This window comes from Chryseobacterium sp. S0630 (genome assembly GCF_024158915.1).
GTDB lineage: Bacteria > Bacteroidota > Bacteroidia > Flavobacteriales > Weeksellaceae > Chryseobacterium.
This window is the reverse complement of the sequence record NZ_JAMZGF010000026.1, coordinates 1-17,299: the sequence shown is the minus strand read 5'-3', so window position 1 is coordinate 17,299 and position 17,299 is coordinate 1. Positions and strand designations below refer to the sequence as shown.

The following is a 17,299-nucleotide window of genomic DNA, read 5'->3' as shown; positions in this document are numbered from 1 at the left end:
TGATAGTTAAATATTATGGGCATGGTTGTGCCTTATAGCCTGTTATCTTTTTTCCACCAGATGCGGGAATTATATATTCAAAAGGTGTGGACGAAAGTGCTTTTAAGTTTCCGTTTCCATCAGTTTTAGCTAAACTAATACCACTATTATACTTTTCAAGAATATATGCATAGCCTGATTCTAAACCATCAGTTTGGCTATTCCCAGAATATGCAGGTAATCTTCCTGTCATATAGTTGTCTAATATTTCAAGAAAATCTTTACCCACTTCTGATTTATCATTAAAAATTCTCCCTTCGTTTGTAGTATTACTTGAAAATGGATATGTAGCCAAAAATTCTATTGCTTTATCTCTATCTGTAATTACAAATGCATATATTGTTCCATTACTGCTGAATACAAATGATGACTGAAATGTAAGGTATTGTTGACTACTTTGAAGAGTGTTGTATAGGTCTCTTACAGAAGGAGGTGGAGCGCCATGACTAGGGTGTGAGTGTGCAGAGGCGAGATAATCTCCTATGGAGGGAATAATTATTGAAACATGACCGGGATCATTAGGGTCATTGCTTGAATATGGATCTTGTGCTATAATACTTGTACCTGTACTTATAATTGCCGTTCCGTATTCATAATGATCATTTGTTGCATGTTGTTTTAAAGCACCTAACTCAGAAGATATTGTAGATGTATGTAAAAGGGTATTAACATTATTTGTAGGTGTTTTTGCTTTTTTACAAGGGTCTTTACTATCAAGTGGTAGATTAGGTATTGTAGGAGTACCATTATTGTTTCCTCCTGACCCTCCAAAAGGTCCACCACCGCCACCAGTTCCATCATCTCCCAATGCTGTAGAAGCTGGGAGAGCTTTACATCGATGGATTACTACGGTCACTTTCGTTGAAGGTTGATCTGCTTTGCAAGGACCTCCTTGCGTTTTTGGAAGTTCCCCATTAAAATGCTGACCTTCACTACAGGCAGTATAATAAGATTCTTCAATCCATTCACAAGATATATCAGACTTTCCTACTAATCCATTATATGTTCCTGGGTTGAGTTCTTCTATAGCCAGTTTACCTTTCGTGTCAACGGAACCTCCATTTGCCAGAACTTCTTTTTCCTGTGGTGTAAAATGATAGGTAATTAAAAGTTCTTTGTAAGTTCCATCAGGTAATAGGCTTAATACAAGGTTTTCCAAAGGAGCATTCACAGAAGCATTGTCCCTTGTCAGTTGAAATGTATAGCTGTGTACATTCGTTCCGCGCTCTATGTAGATCACATCATCTGTATTCACAGATACTCCGTTATTGTATTTTACAGATTTTCCTAAATTAAAGGTTTCCAGAGTTTTAAGCTTTTCATTAATCTTTTGCAATTCAGGAACAAGGTTTATTTTGTGCTTACTTTCCTCTAAAGAAATCCTTTTATAGGTATACCGGAAAGCATTATTGATAGTAGAAGCTTCCTGCTGGTCGGGGAAATAATCATTTCTGCAGGATTGCAGGGTAAGACTCAAGGTTGTTACCAGTAACAACCACGAAAATACTTTTTTCATCATGATTTTGTTTTTTTAAGTAGTTAAATATAATATTTCTTGTCACGCTGGCGTGATAATTTTTGCAATGTTATTTAAAGTTTTGATTCTGTACAACAACCAATGTTTTAAAATCCAAAACAAAAGTTTTAAATTTAGATAACAAAAAATAGTAAATTAGCTGAAAATTATTAGAATATGTCTTTAGGAACTAAACTTCGTGAATTGAGAACCAATAGAAATCTTTCTCAGATGCAGGTAGTGGTAGAGTTTGATGTTTCGCAAACAGCATATGGGAAATGGGAAAGTGATCAGACTGAACCAGGGATAGATAATCTTTTAAAAATTTCAGAATTTTATGAAACGGATATTTATAACTTAATGAAAGAGGAAACTGGGGATAGTATTTCTAATAACACCTTGGGTGATGCTAGTGCAATTAGTAAGGTTACTACAATAAATAATTATATTTCAGATAAACTAGTAGAACAATATGAAGCCCGTATCAAAGATCTTCAGGATAGAAATCAGGAACTGAAAAACCTTGCAGAATATTGGAAGAATAAAGCAGAAGCAAACAATTAGGAATTTTCTATGTTTCAGAAATTAACAGGAAAAGGATTGAGTTCTTTAAAAATACCAGCCGTTAACAATTTTTTGACGGCTTTTTTATGAACAAAATATACCACATTCTACTCAGTTCCTATGTTTTTTGTATGTTTGTTACATCAAGCGATTAATCAATTATTACATTTTAAATTAAAATATGGATTTCGAAGACTTTATCATTTCACCAAGAAATTTCAAAACAGAAAGCTGGCAGATAGGAAATCGGATTACAAAAGATATCAGAGAAGACAGTATTGTTCTTTTGTTTGTGTCAGATTATAGAGGAGCAGGCGGAGATGCGGAAGTACAGGATTTTACGGCAGTAAGAAAAGAATTTTATAAGCTTTCGCAGATGGACTTCGAAATTCCTGTTGTAGATCTTGGAGATTTGGTATCCGGAAAATCTGTTCAGGATACTCATTATATCTTACAGGAAGTATTGTCGGCATGTCATTATAAAAGAGCTATTCCGGTGATTATCGGTGGTTCCAATGATTTTGCTTTTTCATTATTTTCAGCATTGAATTTCCATAAGAAAAGCATTAATTATACCCAGATCAGTAATATTATTTCCCTTCAACAAGGGGAGACAATCAATGAGCATACTTTTTTAAGCAAGATTTTCGGAGCCAAGAATTTCTCCATTAAAAATTATCACCATCTGGGTTACCAGAAACATTTGAATGAAATGGATTCTGTAAGGCTGATCAAAGAAGTAGAGTTTGATATTATCCGACTGGCTGAAATGATGAATTCTACAGAAAAAACAGAGCCTTTCTTCAGAAAAGCAGATCTGGTAACTGTAAATTGTGATGCTATTGAAAGCTTTAGTGAACCTTTTTCAATGAATCCTCAAGTAAATGGTTTGAACAGAAGAGAAATCTGTGCCTATATGAAAGAAATCGGATTGAGTGAAAATCTGAAATCTGTTGGGATTTTTAATTATAATATTTATTCAGAGAACCAGCTGAACCATCAGCTTTTAGCACAAATGCTATGGTATCTGATTGAAGGAATCAATATCCAGCATTCTCACCCGAAAGAAAGACATTATGAGCTGTTCTATGTTTTGGTAGATGACAGACAATATGCATTCAGGCGTGATACTTTCAGTAATTTGTGGTATTTTGGTGATGATGAAAATATAGAAAACTGCATTCCCTGCTCCAGAAAGGATTTTGATGAAGCTAAAAAAGGCTGGCTGAATGCAAGACTGACGAAAATTTAATGTATGACAAATGTTCCCTCAAGAGTATCCATTATTGTTCCCGTTTATAATGTCGAAAATTATTTGACAAAATGCCTTGATTCCCTGGTGAAGCAAAGTCTTCCTGATATTGAGATTCTTGTAGTGAATGACGGAAGTAAAGATAACTCTGAACAAATAATTAAAGAATTTGTACAAAAATATCCGGATAAAATAAAAGCTTTTACCAAAGAAAACGGAGGTCTAAGTGATGCCCGTAATTTTGGAATTGATAAGGCTACCGGTGATTACATCGGTTTTGTAGACAGTGATGATTATGTCACCGAAACCATGTTTGAAGAAATGCTTCTTTTAGCAGAAAAACACCGAGCGAAGATGGTGATCTGTAATATTCAGAAAGTAGATGAAAATGGGAAAATTATCCAAAAACTGACTCAGCTTCCCAATATGCCTGAGAAAATAGTACTTGGAGATTATTTTTCTGTTTTTTCGGATATCAGCTATTTCGCATGTAATAAGCTGTTTAAAAAAGAACTTTTTAATCAGAAAAGATTTAAAAAAGGAGTTCATTTTGAGGATATTCAGCTTATTCCACAGCTTTTGTTGGAATGTGAAATCATCGCGCAGACTCAGAATTTCCATTACCAGTACCTTGAACGTACTGATTCTATTACAAAAACCCACACAGAAAAGGGACTTGATATGTTAAAAGCCGTGTCTGATGTGGAAAAAATATTCAGTAAATCCCCATATTCCTACAAAAAAGAAGAGTTGAAAAATTTTCAGATTTTTGAAGGGGTTTACTCATTTTTGGCCTATCTGGCCTTTGTTAAAAAAGAAGAAATATTTTATAGTATGTCGGATCAATTAGTTCTTTTTATGAAGGAAAGACAAATAAAAATTCAAGATATATTGAAGTATAGTCGTTTTGGTAAGAATTATCTTTTATCTTTGCCCTTGAAGAAAAAGATTTTTTATCTGTTGTTTTTTGCGGGGCAGAAAAGATTGATAAGAAAATTGATTTAGTAAACACAAATGTAAGTACTATTGTTTCGGTCAATAGAAAATGATAATGACGTGCTTGTAAGTTCTGTATTATGATTTTTTATTTAGGAGATACAAGTGCTGAATAAGAAAAGAATGAAAAATTTTGAATTGTTCTTAGGCGGATCGGGAATACCTATTTTCTATATAAAAATAGGGCTAGGCTTCGTGTTCTCCTTTTTAATTACATTTTTCTCTATTCCTACCATTGTCAAGATTTCAAGAAGAAAGAATCTGATGGATGAGCCTGGGATAAGAAGCTCGCATCTTAGAGAAATTCCCAACCTGGGAGGTATTGCCATCTTTTATTCCATAGGAATCTGTGCCTCTATTTTTGCCTATGAGTTATTTGATCTCTACAAATTTTTATTTGCTTCATTAATTATCCTGCTCTATGTGGGCGTAATGGATGATATTGTTGTAATGAGGGCTTACAAAAAACTTGTTGCCCAAATTGTTGTGTCTTCCCTGATTGTTATAGGCTCGGATATCAGAATCAGAAGCTTATTCGGAATCTTCGGAGTATACGAGCTGGAGTATTTCGTAAGTATAATATTCAGTATTGTAACATTTATTATTCTGATTAATGCATTCAACCTGATTGACGGGATAGACGGGCTGGCAGGTGGTTATTCTGTGATCTGCAGTGCTTTATTTGGAATCAGTTATTATCGCTTAGGAGAGTATAACTATCCACTGGTAGTGTTATCCGTTGTTATTATAGGAACTGTACTGGCATTTTTGTATTATAATTTGTCAAATTACCGTACCCACAAAATATTTATGGGAGATACAGGATCTATGCTCCTTGGCTTTTTGTTAGCTTTTACATCCATTTGTTTTATAGATATTTTTATAGATAAGAAACTCATTGATGTTCCAAGATATCACCTTCAGTCTGCTCCTGTAGTAGCGGTAGCTATCTTGATTCTTCCGATCGTGGATACTTTAAATGTAATCATGATCAGGCTTTACAATAAAAAATCCCCATTTGATGCCGATAAAAACCATATTCATCATAAACTGTTGAAATTGAACCTTACCCATAGGAGATCAACTTTTTATATTATCCTTTACTATTTGATGATTGTTGGAATAGCTTATTATTTAAGACATATTAATGTCAATCTTTTATTATTGGTGATTCTTTCAATAGGTTTTTTTGGTGCTTATCTGCCAGATTTGCTATATCGATTAAGAAATAACAAAAATTAACAATTAAATATTACTTTTGTAAACAATATTATATATGATGAAAAACTTTAAATATTTATTTTTAATATTCCCTCTTTTAGTTACCTCATGTATTACAACAAAGGATGTAAGATACTTACAGCCAAGTGAGAGTCTTGTAATTAATGAAGAAGGGCTCGTTCCCTACAATATTCCTGTATACAGGATTACCAAAAATGATATCCTTAATCTTAACATTGTAACAACTCCCAAAGGAGATGCTGCACAGTTTTATTCCTCTTACAATTCCTCCGGAGGAATAGGAACTGGAGCTGGAACAGCAACAAGCCCTGCTATATCAGGTGGAGGTTCTGTGGGAGGAGGAATTGGTACTACCTCTGGAGCAAGCAGAGGAGGAAACATGAATTTTTATTTTAATGGGCTCAAGGTTGACTCCAACGGAGATGTCAATGTTTTTGGAATTGGCTATGTAAAAGCCGAAGGGAGAACATTAGAGGATATTAGAAAAGAAATTCAGGAAAAAGTAAATGAAAACTTCCAGGAAGGTAAGTCTGAAGTACGTTTAAATACAGATGGTATTACTTATTATATTCTTGGTGACGTAGAAACTACAGGCCTTTCAGGAGAGAAAGTAGCTCATAAAAATACCCTTACCATTACTGAGGCTTTGGCTATTAATGGCGGACTGAACAGAACGATCGATAAGAAAGAGATCGTTATCCACAGAAAACTTCCTGAAGGAATCAAAATTGCCAAAATAGATCTTACCCGCGAAGATCTTATGAATTCACCTTTCTACTATGTACAGAATGGAGATGAAATCTATTTGAACACCAGAGCAAAGAGCTTAAATGGATTCGGAAAAGATCCTATTCAGACTTTAACAACAGGAGTTTCGGTGATTACTACAGCATTGTCTATTTATTTACTTCTTAAAAATCTTTAGTCATGATTCCAGAAAGAGTAAACGCTGCAGAGAAGAATAATTCTCAGAAAGAAAAGTATGGATCATTTGCATTATTTGATTTAGAGCACTTTTTAAGAAGGATTCTTAAGAACTGGTATTGGTTTGTATTCATGTTTTTTATCGGCTATGGGCTTGCATGGGGATACACGCATTACTATGCACAAAATATTTATGCATCAGACTTGTCATTAAGTACTTCCAGCAAAGGGTCTGAGTTTTTACCAACACAGAATAATCAATCGATCAATTTCATTTGGGGTGATACCGGAAATCAGGATGGGCTTTATCTGAAGAAAATGCTTTTATCCAGATCACATAACGAGTTTTTGGTAAAAGAACTGGATCTTTTTGTTAATTATTCTACCAAAGGACTGATAAAATCTACTTACCTGGATAAAGATGATTCACCTGTTTTTCTTCAGATTGATAAAAAACATCTTCAACAGATTAATTATCCTATTACCCTGATGCCAAAAGGAGATGGAGCATATCAAGTAGTTTTACCCGAAGAAGGCGAATCTACAAACTTATACAATTATGAAGTTGAAGGCTTTCAGAGCATCAACTCATATGGCAGACCCGCTGATAAAATCATTAAAATCAATGAGTGGTACAATTCTCCTAACCTGAGATTCAGGCTTATTAGAAATCCAGTACCTACTAAAATCAAACTGGATAATATCATTGTAAACCTGAGTTCTGTAAATGAGAGTGTGAATGAAATTGTTTCGACTACAGGTGTTGACTTTGATAAAGAAATCAGATCTATTATGATTATTACCAAAAAAGGATATAATCTTAATAGTACAGTTAATTTCCTTAATAAATCTGTTGCAGAATTACAGAAAAAGAGATTGGCTGATAAAAATGTGGTTAATAAGAACACAGACATCTTTTTAAAAGACAATCTGGATAATATCCGCAAAAAGCTTGATTCAAGTGCTAATGTGCTGAATTATTTAAAAACCTCGGAAAAACTTTATAACATTAAAGACAGAGATGAAAAATCTCTTGAAAAAATAAAAGAACTGGAGGCTAGAAAAGCAGATATCATAAGCAAAATCAATTCACTTAACAATATAAAAAACACGCTGCAGTCCCAGAATTTTGATAAAATGATTGGAACCAATGCCGCAGGTTTTGAAGATGGAGTATTCTCAGCAACAGTCTCTGAACTTAAAGCTTTATATACCAAAAGAGCAGAAATGGCTTCCATCTATAAGCCTTCATCAGAGCCAATGAGAGAAATCAACAGGCTTATTGATGAAGCAAGAACGGGATCATCAAACAGCTTAAGAGGATATTATAGCAGATATTATGACGAGATCAACAAAATTGATCGTGATATTTCAGGTGCCAACTCAGATTTAGCTTCTTATCCTGAAAAAGAAAGAAGATATTTGGATGCAGAGAGAGGATATAATATGATTGAGGCTACTTATAATAGTCTCTTGGGAAGACAGAGTGATACGAAGATGAGAATGGCTACCAACCAATCTGATATTACTGTGATTGACCCTGCTAAAAACCTGGGACAAAGGGCTATCGGACCTAATGTAAAGCTAGCAAAGACTGCTATTATCTCTGGGTTACTGCTACTTCCATTACTGTTTATCTTTGTGGGTGAAGTATTAGACAGTAAAATCAGAAATATCAAAGAGCTGTTAAGTGCTACGAAAATTCCACTTCTTGGAGTAATAGGAAATAACAGCAATGAAAATATGCTTACCGTTCTGGAACAGCCAAAATCATCTGTATCTGAGGCTTTCAGAGGAATAAGAGCAAATATGAGATTCTTAATGGATAATGAAAGTGAAAAAGGTAAAGTTATTTTGATCACATCATCCATTGGAGGAGAAGGAAAAACTTATATTTCTATCAATTTGGCATCTGTAATAGGATTGAGTGATAAAAAAACAATCTTATTAGGAATGGATCTTAGAAAACCAAAAATCTTTGGAGACTTTAAGATTGATAATAAATATGGGATCTCAAATTATCTTACAGGAGAAGTAGATATTGACCAGATTATTAACAAAACCAAGATTCCTAATCTTGATGTTGCTACTTCAGGTCCTATCCCACCAAACCCATCTGAGCTTTTAATGAGCCAGAAAAATATCAGATTTATAGAAGAACTTAAAGAAAAATATGATTTCATTATTATAGATTCACCACCTGTAGGTCTTGTGGCTGACTCATATGAGCTGATGAAATATTCTGATACTAATATTTATGTAGTACGCCATGAATATACAGAAAAGTATATGCTGAAAATGATTACTGAAAAGTATCATAATGATGAAGTTAGTAATTTAGGACTTGTTTATAATGACTATAACACCAAACAAGGCTACGGATATGGCTACGGTTACGGCTACGGATATGGTTATGGTTACGGATATTTTGATGAAGATAAAAATTATAAAGAACCTTTATTAATAAGGATCAGAAATAAAGTACAGGTATTATTCAATAAAAAATAAAGCATTAAACCCTCATTTAATGGGGGTTTTTTCATATTTAAAGTATTTTCATTCTATGAAAAAAAGAATATTTTTGCCACTTTGCCGTTTACTTTATAACAAATTATGTTTTTTTGTTTATTTTTAACTAAACATTAAGATTATCATTAATATAAAAATGTTTTATATTTGCAAAAATTAAATTTTAAAATAACCATAAATCCATATTCTTTTATGAATAAAAAATTATTGTTTAGCTTCCTTGCCTTCCTTGGAGTGGTAAGTGTTAAAGCACAAAGAAACGAATTGGGAGTTCGTCTAGGTATGAGTAACCTAGTGGGAGATGTAGGAAGGACAAATTATATTTTACAGAAGCCGTTGGATTTAAGCAGAGCGTCAGATTGGGGCATCCCATTTTATGGTGGTTTATTATACAGATTTAATTTTAACCCGCATCAGACCGTTAGATTGGATTTGGGATACAATCAGATTCAGTTTAGTGATAAAGCGGCGAAAGAGGATTATAGAAGAAATAGAAACTCATACGGAAAAAACAATGTGTATGAGGCGAGTTTAATGTTTGAATATAACTTTTTCCCTGTAAATAACGAGCAGATCAGCATGCTGAGCCCTTACATCTTCGGAGGTATCGGTGCTTTGATGTTTGATGCTCCTAAAGCTACTCTTGTGAATGATTTCAGGAGAGATGCTGATGGTGTGGCACTGGCTCCGATCAATGAATTGGATTTTACAACCACCACAGATTATTCATTAGGGAAAAAAGTAACAATGCATATTCCTTTTGGGGTGGGTCTGAAGTATAAATTCAACCATTCCTGGGCTATATTTGCAGAAGCTACATTCAGATATACATTGACGGATCAGTTGGATCATAGTAAGATCCTTTCCAAAGATGTAAAAACTTCTTTTAATGCTGATATTTTGGATCCCGCTACAGGTGGGTCATTATTACAGTCAGGAAATTATTATGCGGTTTCTAAAGAAAGAGAAGCAGAGTTTATTAAAAAGAGAAATATTGGAGATGGAAGATCCAACGACTGGATAAATACTTTCAGTTTAGGACTTACATATTCGTTCGGAAGACCTCCATGTTATTGTGAATAATATGTCGTTGATTAAAGAAAAAATAAATTCTGAGAATTTACCAAAACACGTAGCCATCATTATGGATGGTAATGGAAGATGGGCAAAATCTCGTGGCGAAGAAAGAACTTTCGGTCACAAAAATGCCATTAATGCAGTAAGAAATGCTATTAATGCATGTAATGAGATTAATATCCCTTATTTAACACTGTATACATTCTCTTCAGAAAATTGGAATCGTCCAAGTGAAGAAGTGAATACCCTTATGAATCTGTTGGTAGAGACCTTACTGCTGGAAGCAGAAGAGATCTTCAGCAAAGGATTGAGAATGCATGTTATAGGGAATCTTGAGAAACTGCCTACATTAGTAAAAGAGCAGTTGGAACGTGTGGTAGAGCTTACAAAAGAAAACACAAAAGGAAACCTTGTATTGGCTATTAGCTATGGCTCACAAAATGAAATACTGGAAGCCGTAAAAAATATAAGTTCTGATGTAAAAGAAGGAAAAGTAGAGATAGAAAATATAAACGAAAGTTTATTCGAAAACTATCTATATACAAAAGATTTTCCTCCTGTAGATTTACTGATCAGAACCAGCGGCGAAATAAGGATAAGCAACTTCCTGCTTTGGCAGATTGCTTATGCAGAATTACAGTTTTTAAATGTGCTGTGGCCGGATTTCACCAAAGATATTTTCTTCCAATGTATTGTTGATTATCAAAACAAGGAAAGAAGATATGGTTTAACCGGCGAACAGGTGAAAGGCCAATAAAATTTTAAGAAAAGAAAGACTCGATAAAATGAAGTTTAGACTATTACCCATCATTATGTTTGCTGCTTCTGCACATTTTTATGGACAAGTAACTCCACAAGACAGCACAAAAGTAAATAATGCTGTACATGCAGAAAATGAGGCAGGAACTTATACACTTAAAGACATCGTTGTAGATGGGGTAAAAAAATATACACCAGCTCAGATCTTAAGATTTACGGGCCTTACAAAAGGAGAAAGTGTAGACATTCCGGGACAGAAAATCAGCAATGCTGTAAAAAAGCTTTGGGATACCCAATCTTTTTCTGAAGTGGAAGTTTACGTTCAAATTATTGAAGGACAAACGATTGTTCTGAAATTTCATCTACAGGATCTGAAAGAACTTGGAGAAGTGAAATTTGCAGGAAAAGGAATCGGTAAATCTAAAAGTGAAAAACTGGCAAAGGATAACAACCTTAAACCAGGAACTAAGATTACTCAGAACTTAGTTTCAAGCCTTAAAACCCATGTCCCTAAAGACTATATCAAAAAAGGTTTTGCAGATGCTAAAATCACTATTCAGGATAAGGTAAATGCAGGAGATCCTGCGTTGGTAGACTGGACAATTAATGTTGATAAGGGTAAAAGAATCAAAATTGATCATATTGAATTTGAAGGAAACGAGAATGTAACCGATAGAAAACTTAGAAATAAAGCTTTCAAAGAAACTAAGCAAAAACGTTTCGGTATTGGTGGTATTTTGAAGTCCTCAAAATTCATTGAAGATAAATATCAGGAAGACAAGCAAAGTCTTATCAGTTATTACAACTCCCTTGGATACAGAGACGCTAAAATTGTTTCAGATTCAGTATGGAGAAACAAAAGAAATAATTACGAAATCAATGTAAAACTTAGCGAGGGTAAAAAATATTATATCGGGGATGTTACATTCACGGGTAATACTGTATACTCTACAGAATACTTACAGAGATTATTAGGATATAAGAAAGGTGATATTTACGATGCTGTAGGTTTCAACAAAAAAGTTGGTGAAGACGGTGGTAAAGAGGATGATTCGGATATTAAATCTGTTTACATGAACAATGGTTACCTTTTCTCAAACGTAACACCTGTTGAAAAATCAGTAGCAGGAGATGCCGTAAACCTTGAAGTAAGAATTAATGAAGGAGAGCAGGCTACCTGGAATAAAGTAACATGGCAGGGGAATACAACAACCCATGACCATGTAATTCTTAGAGCACTAAGAACAAAACCAGGAGAGCTATTCAAGAAAACAGAAATTAAGAGAACCTATTTCGATTTAGCAGGGATGTCATTCTTTGACCCTCAGCAAATCGGACAGGATATCCAGCCAAATCAGGTGGATAATACCGTAGATATCAATTGGAAACTTGTAGAAAAAGGATCTTCTCAGGTTCAGCTACAGGCAGGTTACGGTGGTAACAGTTTCATCGGTACTTTAGGATTGACATTTAATAACTTCTCATTAAAGAATTTTCTTAAGTTTAAAGATTTCAAACCAGTACCTCAGGGAGACGGACAAACGTTCTCAGTTCAGGTGCAGGCAGGACAGTACTTCCAGAACTATGGAGTATCATTCACAGAACCTTGGCTATTTGGTACAAGACCAACAGCTCTTTCTGTAAGTTTGAATAACTCAAGAGTAAGATATACAGATCAATATGGAGACGCTCAGAAATTGAACATCTTCTCTGCTTCAGTAGGTCTGAACAGACTATTGAACTGGCCGGATGACTATTTCTCTCTTTATACTGGACTACAGTTCCAGAAGTATGACTTCAAAAACTATCCATTCCAGTTTGGAGATTCCACTGAAAATAATGGTACTGCCAATAACTTCAGTGTCAACTTAGGACTGAGCAGAAACTCTGCAGGTATTGACCCGATTTTCCCAACAACTGGATCCAATATCGAGCTTTCAGCAAAACTGACTCCTCCATACTCATTGTTTAAGAAAAAGGATTACTCTACAATGTCAGCTATTGACAAATATAAGTGGATGGAATTCTATAAAATCAAGTTTAAAGCTGATGTTTACAATGAAATCATTGGAAAACTGGTCTTGAGATCTTCTGCAGAAATGGGATTCATGGACGGATATAACAGCCAATTGGGTGCTCCGCCATTCGAAAGATTCTATATGGGAGGAACAGGTCTTTTCGGAGGTCGATATGACGGTAGAGAATTGATTCCTTTAAGAGGTTATGAAAATGCCACTACAGAAGGAGGTCAGGGAGAAGATATTACACAGAAAGGAGGAGGTACAATCTATAACAGATTTACTTTAGAATTAAGATACCCGATCTCAATGAGCCAGACTGCAAAAATCTATGCTTTGACATTCGCTGAAGGAGGTAACGTATGGAATTCATGGAGTTCTTACAGCCCATTCCAGTTGAAAAGATCTGTCGGAATTGGGGTAAGAGTTTATATGGGAGCATTTGGATTGATCGGATTTGACTTTGCACTAGGTCTTGATAAAACTATTTCTGGTGAAAAGTCTGGATGGAGAAACCACTTCTTGATGAACCAAACATTATAATTATAATTATGAAGCACTTTAAAATAATTTTCACGTTCGCATTACTCTTGCTTTTCGGGTTGAACAATGCCCAGAAAATCGGAGTAGTGGATACTAATGAAATTTTGAATAAATTACCTCAGTATAAAGAAGCTGAAGCAAGGTTGAATTCTCAGATCGATACCTGGGAGTCTGAACTTCAAAGCCTTCAGTCTGAATATGAAAGAAAAAAAGCTGCTTTTGAAAGTGAAAAAGTTTTATTGATAGGTGACCAGCTTAAACTTAGAGAAAAAGAAGTTACCGATCTTGATAAAAATATTAAAACAACAACAAGCTTACGTTTTGGAGCTAACGGTGAAATTACAAAACTGAGAACAAATCTTGTTCAGCCTTTTCAGGATCAGATTTGGGGAGCTATCAAAACAATGTCCGAAAAAAATGGCTTGGGCATAGTTCTTGATAAAAGCAATAACATTAGTGTTATTTTCCTTCAGTCAAAATATGATTACACCGAAAAAGTATTGTCTATTCTATTAAAAGGGACAGACAAGAAGGAAAAAACAAATAGCAAAGGCAAAAAATAATCAAAGAATTAACTTTTGCTATATTTTAAAATCTAAAAACAAATTAAATTATTTATTTACCAGTTATGAAAAAATTAAGTGTATTATTTGCAGCAGTAATGATGGTTGTATCTGTAGGTATGGCAAAAGCTCAAAAAATTGCTACTTTAGATGTAATGGGAGTTCTTAACGCAATGCCGGAGAAAAAGAAAGCAGATGCTGATCTTAAAACATTCTTAGATACTAAACAAGCTGAGATTAAGAAAAAAGCTGATGCAGCTCAAACTAAATATCAGCAATACCAAACTGAAGCTCCTAAGAAAACAGCTGACGAAAACAACGCGAGAGAAGCAGAAATGAAAAAATTAGCTGAAGAAATCCAGCAAATGCAGGAAAAAGCTCAAAAAGATCTTCAGTCTAAGCAAGACTTAGCTTTCGCTCCAATTGAGAAAAAGCTAAACGATGCAGTAGAAAAAGTAGCTAAAGCTAGCGGATACGATTATATTATGGATGCAAACTCAACAGCATTCCTTTATAAAGCAGGACCAGACGCAACTGCAGCTGTGAAGAAAGAACTAGGAATTCAATAATTTCAGCAAATTAACAAAGATTTATAAAACTAACCACCTCTTTTAGAGGTGGTTTTTTTATTTTTGCGGAATGGAAAAAGAAGTATCAACTACGGTCAAAGTTAGGTTTAGTGACTGTGATCCAATCGGACATCTGAATAATGTAAAATATCTTGAGTATATGTTCAATGCCAGAGAAGATCATGTAGAAACATTTTATGGATTTACCTATGAAGAATATACCAAACAAACCGGCTGTACCTGGATTGCTATTCAAAATGAAATAGCCTATCTGAAAGAAGTAAGATATAATACACAGGTAGTGATCAGCAGCAAGACCATCGATGTACAGGATAGAACGGCAAAAGTCGAAATTCTGATGAAAAGCCTTGATGAAAAGACAATTCATGCTGTACTTTGGGTGACCGTTATTTATTTTAATGTTAAAACAAGAAAATCTGAAGTTCATCCCGAAGATATCAAAGAGGTTTTTGATAAATTTTATGTGGATCTTATCCAAAAAGACTTCCAGTCAAGAGTGAAGTTTTTAAGATCTCAGAATGCCAAGAACTCTTAACCTCATTTCTTATTGAAGGTTCCAATTTAAAAATTAATAATAAACAAATGAAAAAAATAGCAGTAATAGGGAGTAACGGACAATTAGGAAACTGCATAAAAAAGATTGCCCCGGATTTTGAACATCTATATGAATTCTTATTTACAGACTCGTCCACTTTAAACGTTACCAATGAAGAGCAGGTGAATGATTTCTTTTATGATAACAAACCTGATTATTGCATCAATGCCTCCGCTTACACCGCAGTTGATCTGGCGGAAAAGGAAAAAGATAAAGCCTTTGCCGTAAATGCTGATGGAGTAGCTCATCTTGCTCAGGCATGCGCAGATCATAAATCTGTTCTGATCCATGTTTCTACAGATTATGTTTTTGATGGTACCACAAACCTTCCTTACTCTGAAGATGACTTTACAAACCCGATTGGAGTATATGGAGCTTCAAAAAGAGAAGGAGAAGAACTTGCTCTGGAAATCAATCCAAAGACAATCATTCTGAGAACTTCATGGCTGTATTCTGAATTTAATAAGAACTTTGTGAAAACAATGTTAAACCTTTTCTCTCAAAAAGAAGAGTTGGGAATCGTTGCGGATCAGTTTGGACAGCCTACTAACGCAAACGATTTGGCAGAAGCTATTATGAGGATTATTGAAGCACCGCAGAAAACCTATGGAATTTTCCATTTCTCAAACTATCCGGAGACAACCTGGTTTGAATTTGCAAAAAAAATTGCAGAATTTTCAAAGTCATCAATACAATTAAATCCATTAACAACCGAACAGTATCCAACTCCCGCCAAAAGACCTGTAAGAAGTACCATGTCTTTGGATAAAATAGAGGAAGTTTACAAAATAGAACCCAAACATTGGGAAAACAGCCTTGAAGAATGTGTTGAGATCCTTTCACACTAATACTATATATATGAAGAATATTGCAATCCTCTTTTCAGTGTTATGTATCCAGCTGTGGAATGCACAGAATGTTTATATGACCAGAGTTGAAAAAACAAATGACAACTCAGATAAATTCTTATTAAGAAAAGAAGCTGCTGCTACAGATGCTATTTATTTAGGGGAAGTAGAAGTACAGGGTTTTTCAAAAGATGATGCACTCGTATTTTCCTTGGTATATAAAAAAGCAAAAGAAATTGGTGCCAATACATTTGAATTAAAACCTTTCGAAAATGTTGATGGTACACCTCAGGCATTCAATGCTGCCAATTATAAAATAGCTTTATATTATACACCCAAAGAAAAATTAACGGCTACACATGGTGACATGTATATATTTGCCTCTTCTGAAAAAGACCAAAAGATTAGCATCAACCGTAAAGACTATAAAATCTCTCCCAGATCATTTTTGAAATTAAAAGTTGTTCCGGGAGAAATCTATACCATCTCAACCAAAAAGCTTTTAGGTTCTACAGTGAAAGTTCAACCAAAAGCCAATGATGACAACCTCTATTTTCAGGTTTCTTCTCTAAAAGTAAAACCAGATAACTCAGGAGTAGGAGGTTTGAATCTGAAATCCGGAGATATTATTGGTCTGGAGAAGTCCTATGCTGAATTTTTGAGCGTAATATATAAAGAAAGCAGACCTTAGAAGCTGTCTATACTAAACAATTATAGGTTTACCTATATAAACCATCAATACGAAGAGGCTGTCAAAAGGTAAACCAACGCTCGGAGAATTCCTTAAATAGGAGTCCGAGAGAGGGAGACTTTTGGAGACAGCCTCTTCTTTTATATGATCTTTGTCTTGGGCTTTAATCCAAACGTATGACCAGTCGGACTTTTTACAGGCTTTGTTGGAAACCCTCCTTATCTTATTATATATCAATAGTAGCCTGTTCTCATGAAAATTTTCCGATCCTCAGGCTTCAGCCCAACCCTACATCTATCCTTATTATTATATATCCCTTATTTTGATCCTTCCACACCCCAAAACCCCGCCTCCCGCCCTTCGAATCATCCCCTCTCACTCTCTCAAACCCTCCCACACTCTCACACTCCCCCGATCCTCCAAACAAATGTTTAAAATTTTTCTCCCTGCCTTCCAGTAGATTAGGGTAAAATATTGTTTCAATATGAAATTTATGTTAAATAAAGTTGCGTAGTGTGTGTGAAGTTTCTATCTTTGCCCCACTGAAAAACGA

15 protein-coding genes are annotated in these 17,299 nt (G+C 34.7%); 14 read left to right on the top strand and 1 reads right to left on the bottom strand.

All coding sequences use genetic code 11. The annotated features are described in order from the left end of the window. Positions 1–13: 13 nt before the first annotated feature. Complete coding sequence (locus tag NK356_RS12955) at positions 14–1,558, bottom strand: hypothetical protein (protein WP_253317170.1); 1,545 nt, start codon at positions 1,556–1,558, stop codon at positions 14–16. Between the two features lie 174 nt (positions 1,559–1,732). On the opposite strand from NK356_RS12955, the gene NK356_RS12950 reads away from it, so the two are divergent. The 14 genes from NK356_RS12950 (at position 1,733) to NK356_RS12885 (ending at position 16,746) form a co-directional block, all read left to right on the top strand. Continuing rightward, complete coding sequence (locus NK356_RS12950) at positions 1,733–2,119, top strand: helix-turn-helix domain-containing protein (protein WP_253317169.1); 387 nt, start codon at positions 1,733–1,735, stop codon at positions 2,117–2,119. A gap of 181 nt (positions 2,120–2,300) precedes the next feature. After that, the gene (locus NK356_RS12945) at positions 2,301–3,371 is read left to right on the top strand and encodes a formimidoylglutamase (protein ID WP_253317168.1); all 1,071 of its coding nucleotides are present in this window, start codon (positions 2,301–2,303) and stop codon (positions 3,369–3,371) included. Positions 3,372–3,374: 3 nt separating this feature from the next. Continuing rightward, positions 3,375–4,376, top strand: a complete 1,002-nt coding sequence (locus NK356_RS12940; protein ID WP_034692415.1) for a glycosyltransferase family 2 protein — start codon at positions 3,375–3,377, stop codon at positions 4,374–4,376. 114 nt (positions 4,377–4,490) lie between these two features. Continuing rightward, complete coding sequence (locus NK356_RS12935; protein WP_034692413.1) at positions 4,491–5,609, top strand: glycosyltransferase family 4 protein; 1,119 nt, start codon at positions 4,491–4,493, stop codon at positions 5,607–5,609. A 34-nt stretch (positions 5,610–5,643) separates the two neighbouring features. Then, the gene (locus NK356_RS12930; RefSeq protein ID WP_034692411.1) at positions 5,644–6,534 is read left to right on the top strand and encodes a polysaccharide biosynthesis/export family protein; all 891 of its coding nucleotides are present in this window, start codon (positions 5,644–5,646) and stop codon (positions 6,532–6,534) included. Between the two features lie 2 nt (positions 6,535–6,536). Then, on the top strand, positions 6,537–9,041 hold the full coding sequence (locus tag NK356_RS12925; protein ID WP_253317167.1) for a polysaccharide biosynthesis tyrosine autokinase: 2,505 nt from the start codon (positions 6,537–6,539) through the stop codon (positions 9,039–9,041). Between the two features lie 213 nt (positions 9,042–9,254). Further along, the gene (locus NK356_RS12920) at positions 9,255–10,145 is read left to right on the top strand and encodes a DUF6089 family protein (RefSeq protein WP_034692408.1); all 891 of its coding nucleotides are present in this window, start codon (positions 9,255–9,257) and stop codon (positions 10,143–10,145) included. Between the two features lies 1 nt (position 10,146). Further along, positions 10,147–10,896, top strand: coding sequence for an isoprenyl transferase (locus NK356_RS12915; protein WP_034692407.1), 750 nt, complete (start codon positions 10,147–10,149; stop codon positions 10,894–10,896). 28 nt (positions 10,897–10,924) lie between these two features. After that, the gene (gene bamA, locus NK356_RS12910; protein WP_253317166.1) at positions 10,925–13,459 is read left to right on the top strand and encodes an outer membrane protein assembly factor BamA; all 2,535 of its coding nucleotides are present in this window, start codon (positions 10,925–10,927) and stop codon (positions 13,457–13,459) included. 8 nt (positions 13,460–13,467) lie between these two features. After that, positions 13,468–14,022 (top strand): OmpH family outer membrane protein, encoded by a 555-nt coding sequence (locus NK356_RS12905; RefSeq protein WP_079244001.1) that lies wholly within the window; start codon positions 13,468–13,470, stop codon positions 14,020–14,022. Positions 14,023–14,087: 65 nt separating this feature from the next. Then, entirely contained in the window at positions 14,088–14,591 is a 504-nt protein-coding gene (locus tag NK356_RS12900) for an OmpH family outer membrane protein (protein ID WP_034692403.1), read from the top strand. Between the two features lie 70 nt (positions 14,592–14,661). Continuing rightward, a complete protein-coding gene (locus NK356_RS12895) occupies positions 14,662–15,147 on the top strand; it encodes a thioesterase family protein (protein ID WP_253317165.1) in 486 nt (161 codons plus the stop codon). Between the two features lie 47 nt (positions 15,148–15,194). Further along, on the top strand, positions 15,195–16,055 hold the full coding sequence (gene rfbD, locus NK356_RS12890; protein ID WP_034692400.1) for a dTDP-4-dehydrorhamnose reductase: 861 nt from the start codon (positions 15,195–15,197) through the stop codon (positions 16,053–16,055). 10 nt (positions 16,056–16,065) lie between these two features. Next, positions 16,066–16,746 carry a hypothetical protein gene (locus tag NK356_RS12885; protein WP_253317164.1) on the top strand — a complete coding sequence of 227 codons (681 nt, stop codon included), beginning with the start codon at positions 16,066–16,068 and terminating at the stop codon, positions 16,744–16,746. Positions 16,747–17,299 lie beyond the last annotated feature (553 nt).

What these genes read in the sequence shown, in the direction of transcription:
- NK356_RS12955 (WP_253317170.1), bottom strand. Translation starts at nt 1,558, where the DNA reads ATGATGAAAAAAGTATTTTCGTGGTTGTTACTGGTAACAACCTTGAGT.
- NK356_RS12950 (WP_253317169.1), top strand. Translation starts at nt 1,733, where the DNA reads ATGTCTTTAGGAACTAAACTTCGTGAATTGAGAACCAATAGAAATCTT.
- NK356_RS12945 (WP_253317168.1), top strand. Translation starts at nt 2,301, where the DNA reads ATGGATTTCGAAGACTTTATCATTTCACCAAGAAATTTCAAAACAGAA.
- NK356_RS12940 (WP_034692415.1), top strand. Translation starts at nt 3,375, where the DNA reads ATGACAAATGTTCCCTCAAGAGTATCCATTATTGTTCCCGTTTATAAT.
- NK356_RS12935 (WP_034692413.1), top strand. Translation starts at nt 4,491, where the DNA reads ATGAAAAATTTTGAATTGTTCTTAGGCGGATCGGGAATACCTATTTTC.
- NK356_RS12930 (WP_034692411.1), top strand. Translation starts at nt 5,644, where the DNA reads ATGATGAAAAACTTTAAATATTTATTTTTAATATTCCCTCTTTTAGTT.
- NK356_RS12925 (WP_253317167.1), top strand. Translation starts at nt 6,537, where the DNA reads ATGATTCCAGAAAGAGTAAACGCTGCAGAGAAGAATAATTCTCAGAAA.
- NK356_RS12920 (WP_034692408.1), top strand. Translation starts at nt 9,255, where the DNA reads ATGAATAAAAAATTATTGTTTAGCTTCCTTGCCTTCCTTGGAGTGGTA.
- NK356_RS12915 (WP_034692407.1), top strand. Translation starts at nt 10,147, where the DNA reads ATGTCGTTGATTAAAGAAAAAATAAATTCTGAGAATTTACCAAAACAC.
- bamA (WP_253317166.1), top strand. Translation starts at nt 10,925, where the DNA reads ATGAAGTTTAGACTATTACCCATCATTATGTTTGCTGCTTCTGCACAT.
- NK356_RS12905 (WP_079244001.1), top strand. Translation starts at nt 13,468, where the DNA reads ATGAAGCACTTTAAAATAATTTTCACGTTCGCATTACTCTTGCTTTTC.
- NK356_RS12900 (WP_034692403.1), top strand. Translation starts at nt 14,088, where the DNA reads ATGAAAAAATTAAGTGTATTATTTGCAGCAGTAATGATGGTTGTATCT.
- NK356_RS12895 (WP_253317165.1), top strand. Translation starts at nt 14,662, where the DNA reads ATGGAAAAAGAAGTATCAACTACGGTCAAAGTTAGGTTTAGTGACTGT.
- rfbD (WP_034692400.1), top strand. Translation starts at nt 15,195, where the DNA reads ATGAAAAAAATAGCAGTAATAGGGAGTAACGGACAATTAGGAAACTGC.
- NK356_RS12885 (WP_253317164.1), top strand. Translation starts at nt 16,066, where the DNA reads ATGAAGAATATTGCAATCCTCTTTTCAGTGTTATGTATCCAGCTGTGG.